The 5,986-nt window shown below is 54.2% G+C and carries 3 protein-coding genes; 1 reads left to right on the top strand and 2 read right to left on the bottom strand.

Features of this window, described 5'->3' with window-relative positions; all coding sequences use genetic code 11:
- Positions 1-707, bottom strand: a 707-nt coding sequence (locus VGE80_RS12440) for a ThuA domain-containing protein (protein ID WP_440592893.1), incomplete at its 3' end; no start/stop codon positions are given.
- 1,783 nt (positions 708-2,490) lie between these two features.
- Here VGE80_RS12440 and VGE80_RS12445 point away from each other — a divergent pair.
- Positions 2,491-3,018 (top strand): hypothetical protein, encoded by a 528-nt coding sequence (locus VGE80_RS12445; protein ID WP_440592894.1) that lies wholly within the window; start codon positions 2,491-2,493, stop codon positions 3,016-3,018.
- 123 nt (positions 3,019-3,141) lie between these two features.
- Here the strand turns inward: VGE80_RS12445 and VGE80_RS12450 are convergent.
- On the bottom strand, positions 3,142-5,986 hold a 2,845-nt coding region (locus tag VGE80_RS12450), incomplete at its 5' end, for a WD40 repeat domain-containing protein (protein WP_440592895.1).

The raw sequence follows: 5,986 nt of genomic DNA on the forward strand, positions 1-5,986 counted from the left end.
ACGATGGACGGGTCGCCACCGCACGCCCACCGAATCCCTCTCTCGACCAGGTTGACGAATCCGGGATTGCTGAATGTGCGTCCGTCATGTCCCCAGGCCGTATAGAAGACTCGTCCCTTACCGTGAGTCCGAACCCAAGTCCAGGGCTCCTGCGCATCCCCCTCCGTCCGTGTCTCCAGCACAACTCGATTCACAGGGTTATGTCGGGTATGAACATAGGTCTCATCCCAACTTTCAAACCCGCTGAACCCTTTCATCACCGGATGATCCGGTTCCACGATCGTGGTCCGGAACATGCCCGTTTCATGCCTGAGAAACTGCCCGCCGATTAACCCGACGATCTCCTGATGATTCCGGAAGCAGTAACTGGCACAATGCAAAGGAATGAAGCCCTTTCCACCTTCGACAAATGCGAGAAGTGCACGGGCCTGGTCATCCGAGATCTCGTCGATATTCGCATAGACGACCAGTCCGTCGTACTCGGCTAGCGTCTGTGAATTCAGATCACTCACAGCGTCGGTATAGACAAGGTCTATCTTCCGCTTTCTCAACTCCGGCTGAAGCTGCTTAAAGCGAATCGCCGGCTGGTGGTGGCCATCGTCCCCCAGAAATAGCAGTTTCAGACGGGCTGGTTCTGCCGCGGTGACACTGACCCGAGCAATGCTCAAGAGCACCAAAGCGACAGCCAGTGATTTTGAGGTGTACATTCCGATGGTGTCCCTTCACAACAAATCTGACCTGAAATTCGATCAATCGCTTTCGAGACCGCTACCTATTCGTCGCGCACTGAGAGTCAAATTTTGTGCTGGTTGAGAATCAAAGATGACCGTGGAGAGTTGATACGCGATGATACCACGTCGGTAAACGGCATTCAAATTGTGGTAGTGGTCGTATTGCTCAGGCAGCCCTCATCATGCGACCGGTAGTGCCGTCACAGAAACTCTCCAGAATTCCATTCCGTCTCACGGTGGCCGCATGCGGGTTGACCCTTTCCGAAGCGGAACCAGTGAAAAATCGTGAGCTCCAGTCGAAGAATTCTCTTCCGTCCTTCGACTCGTCGCCTCAGGTCCAACTAACAAATATCGTTCAACATAAAAGGTGTGCACGCGCTCCCTAATCCGACCATGCTTCTACCTGTCATTTCAAACTTGATTCCCGAACCATTATCAAAGACACTGATATTAGACTTCGACCACGTGCTACTAACACGTCGTCTTACTAAGCCACTACTATTCCATCAAATTAACAATCCCTGACTCGATTACACTGCAGCCATCTGACGAAACCTCGCCGCTGAAAATTCTGTCCGTACGTTGATCAATCCATCGCCGGCAGAACACCGCCCGGGGCTGCCGATATTTCTTGACTGTTTCTGTCGTGCCAGACCAGCAGCGATGTGATTGAGCAGCGAGCCACAGCGTGAGCCTGCTTCGTTGAAGTGAACCGAGCCAGTCTCCCTCTGACTTGGGAAACGGCGAGCCAACTCAATCGCGCTGTGTCGAATGCCGGACTGTTTGCGACACACAGACGACATCAGAACGTTTTACGGCGTCTTCAATTCAAATGCTTTGTGAATCTGCAGAAGGCGGTTTCTCACGCAGATCGTCTATCAAATGAGTCCCGGAGTCTTTCAATTCATCCAAATTCACGGGTCAATTTCCACGCAATACTGCCCGGAAAAATGCATCCCTGAACGTTTTTCCCCTAATTCGTGCAATACCCCAACCCATTTCCAAAACACAGGTTACGCCACCAAAACTCACGTTTCATGGCACGATTTCCGTTCCCGGGGTTGAACTTGAAGGAAACCGTCGTTAAGAATCAGTTGCTCGAAATGAGCGAGTCGGCATTGTGATGATGACATTGCCTGGATGGAATTTTGACGGAGTCTGTTGAGCCCAAGGATCTGGGCACCGGGGAGTAAAAGTGCGGACGTGAGTGTTCGCGGCTGATACAACCGAAACGAGACTTCCCTACCCTCAAAAGTTTTTCCGGATGGATTTGGTAACTTAATGCTCAGGTTCCACGAAATGCCTTCGTGGACGCCCCCAGCATGATGTCTGCGGGGTCGTGCGTGCGATTAACCCCACAGGTTACATTTGCCGCTCATCCAATGAATCGACGACCAATCGAGTCGTCTTGTACCCAGGCAGTATCGTGGACCTTACACCACTTCGATGGTGCAGGCACAGCTCCTTAGGAAACATCAGCGTGCAATTATTGCCGCTGATGTGCGGCAATATCGCGTCGCACAACTAACACTAATTACAAGATAAGATCAGTTATACCTGCGTTCTTACCCTGTCAGATTTGCAGTCATATCGACCGCACTCGTGACAGTTGTTCGCACGTATGAATTTGGATGCATGATTGAGTCATAGTACAGCGAAACGGATTCGCTGTTGTGAGTGTGAGTGAAGTCCGTCACGAACGTCGTGATCGGTCGTGGGCTGCTTGCCCACATTTTCAGAGTCCGCAGGAGTTTCGAGAATGATGAAAGTGAAAATGGCGTTCGTCGTGTTGGCGTTGTCTCTGTTTGCCTCCCATGCCGAGGCACGAGGACATCGAATGATGCGACAGCAGGGTTATATGACCTATTACACAACAGGTTACAACACTGCAGTAACGCCAACTTCGACTGTCGCTACCCCTTCTAACGTGGTCGTGCAGGCTAATGCTGCCCCCGTCGCTAACAACGTTGTTCAAACGAGCGGCGTGGTCCAGACAAGTGGTGTAGTTCAGACGAGTGGCGTGGTCAACCAGACTGGCACCGTCGTTCCGCCCGCCGGGACTGCAGCACACGGAAGCGCACAGTGGAAGGCCGAACAAAGCGCTCGCCTGGGAAGCGTTCAGCATCTGGGGGGTGGTTTTGGTGGCGGCAGCTACGAAGGAAACGGTTTTGGTGCCACTCCAGACCAGGCGATTCGTAATTCCTGCTTCTGGGGCCAGCGAACTCCCATCGAAATCGGTGTGGCTCGTGGTGCAAACGGCTATTACGCCACCATTTTCTACCGCTGATTCCATCCACTGGCGGTAATTCTGTCGCTTTACAGAGAGAATTCACGTTCTCTTGACGGTCCGCTCTGACCGTGGCAGTCGTCTGCCACGGTCAGGGTCGAACTGACTCAATGCTGGTCCTTTTCAACGCCAGTCGCGTGCCAGCCAGATTACTGCCGTACGGTCCAGACTGCCTGTCAGAATCTGCAACCCATCAGGCGAGAACGCCACTGACGTGACATCGTTCTTGTGTCGGATCAACGTCAGGATTTCCGTAGCACGCCGAGCGGATGAAGCAGCTACAGTTGCGACCTGCGATTCTGCCTCGGAATCCGTGACAAGCTTCGCATCCCAGAGTTTTGCAGAATCATCCGCGCTGCCGGTCAGGACTCGCAGCATGTCGTGCGAGATTGCCACCGATGTGATTTCCTCGGTGTGTCCTTCAAAGATCAACTCTACCGTTCCCGTCGCCACGTCCCATAACCGGGCCGTCTTGTCCTTGCTCCCCGTGACCAGCTTTGCACCGTCCGTTGTGAATTCCAGGCAAACAACTCCCGCCTGATGTCCGCTGAACGTTCGAACGCATTCCTGCGTTCTGACACTCCACAATCTGGCTTTGCCATCCTCGGATGCCGTGGCAATCCATTCTCCATCACCGGAAAAGGTTGCCGAGTTGATCGGACTGACCTGTTCATCGGGTCCACTGCGATTGACGAGAGTGAACACGACTTCTCCGGTGTCGATGTTCCAAAGCTTGGCGGTGCCGTCAGTACTGGCCGTCAGCAAGTGAGCGCTGTCTCGTGAAAAGACGGTGGAGTTAACTCGCCCTTTGTGTCCCTGCTCTCCTTCCAGCTTGCGAATGACCCGCTTTGTCTGGATGTCCCAGACACGTGCCGTCTTATCCAGCCCTCCAGTGGCGATCCGCTTTCCGTTTGGCGAGAAGCGGGCCGATGCGACCGTCAGATGCTGGGAAAAGCTCTTTACAAGTGAGGGCTTCTGTGGGTTGCTCAAATCCCAAAGTAATGCGTCGCTCCCGCCGATGGTCACAATCTGGTGGCCATCAGGATGCAGTACAACCGACCGCAGATCGCTCCGTGAGGGACTGGAAAGCAGCTTGGTCACCTCTTGCTTCGGATCCGCCAGGCTCCAGGTCAAAACATCGCCGGTTTCGGAGTTGGCCGCATTGACGTACTCGCCCGACCCGGAAACGGAAATGGATTGTGCCGTACCGGCAAAGGGTGTCGAAGTCGCCAGCAACTTTCCGGTCGCCCCGTCCCAATACCGCAATGTTGATATCGCTTCAGTCTTACCTTCGCCGATCGACTTTTGCTCGGTGCAGCTGGTCACGATCCGATTAGTTGACGGAATAATTTGCATCGCGAGGACTGAATCGGGATGAGGCAACATGAGAGACTTGATCTCTTTTCCCGACTTCACATCCCACTGCATCACGGTGTTATCGTAACTTGCAGTCGCCAGACGAAGGCCATCCTCCAGGAAGGCCATCGCAGAGATCTTGTAGCGTCCATGTCCGTCGAGTCGTCCCACGACAGCGCCACTTTCCAGATCCCAAAGCCGGATGTGCCCCATGACATCCCCCGTGGCGAGCAGACGGTTGTCCGGTGCGAATGCAACCGCTGTCACTTCCCACTTATGACCGTTTTCATTGGAGAATGTTTTCAAATGCTCGCCGGTAGCGGCGTTCCACAATTGGGCAGACCAGAGGCTCTCGGATGGTTTGTCAGCGGAGGGAACCCGGCCTCCTCCGGTTGCAATCCACTGCAGGTTGTTAGAGATCGCAATCGCGGCGGCACGACCTGTGTTCTCAAGTAACAGACTTTGCCCCCCACGTTCGACATCCCAGACGCGCGCCGTATTGTCCGCCGCTGCGGTGAGAAGTTGCCGGCCATCCGGAAAGAACTGAGCCGATGAAACGAGAAACAGGTGTCCCTCTCGAAATTCATTCTTGGGGCGCACCTGACCCGAATCGGTCGCGTCGAACGCCTGATCATCCTTGCCGAATTCCTGCTCGAGCTTACCGCTCGCAGTATTCCAGATACGGGCCGAACGGTCGCCGCTGGCGGTCACAATCCATCTTTGATCGGGTGAGTATGATGCGGCAAGAACGGCATCGACATGCCCTTCGAACAAGGTCCTTACTTCGGTGAAGCTGTCAATGACCCATTCTCGGATTGTTCGGTCGTGGCTGGCCGACAGCAGCCTGTGTCCGTCCGGGAGGAACAGCGACGACCGGACGACGCTACCGTGTCCGCGGATCTGCTTCTCCATTTCACGGGTCGCAATGTTCCAGATTCGGATCGTGTTGTCGTCGCCGCAACTGGCGAGATGATTTCCGTCCTTTGAGATGGCAAGCGAACGAACAGGCTTTATCTTGGCATCCGCATCCATCAGCCGAAATTCTTTAAACTTCGGTGTCGGAATGATCGCGTTTCTTGCCCTGACCTTATCTTGGAAAAGCCCGTCTTTCAGCGAATCAAAGCGGTAATCTTCGATCTCATCCGGCCGCCATAGAAGAATTCTTCCGTCCTGCCCGGCAGAGATCACAGCCGTACCGTCGCGAGTGAACTTCGCGGAGTAGACGGGACTTTTATCATGTCCGTGGAATTTTTTGGGCGTTCCCTGACCAGTCAAATCGTAGACGATCGCTCGGGCATCCTGCCCGGCGGTCACAATCGAGGACTCGTCAGGAGAAAACTCCGCGGACCAGACCCACCCCGTCTGTTCGAAGAACGAGCGATCCAATGTCCCGGTGGCAACATTCCATAATCGAGCCGACTTATCCGAGGAACTCGTCAGGAGGGAATGCCCCTCTTTTGAGAACGAAACGCTCAGTACCGATCCTGTATGCCCCTCGAACTTACGACCAGCCACCGGCTTCATCTGGACCGAATCCCAAAGTTGCAGATATCCGTCCGGCCGACTGCAACCAATCGCCAGCAATAAACCATCAGGTGAGAATGCGAGCGCG

Origin of the sequence: Schlesneria sp. (assembly GCF_036405755.1) — a bacterium.
GTDB classification, from domain to species: domain Bacteria; phylum Planctomycetota; class Planctomycetia; order Planctomycetales; family Planctomycetaceae; genus Schlesneria; species Schlesneria sphaerica.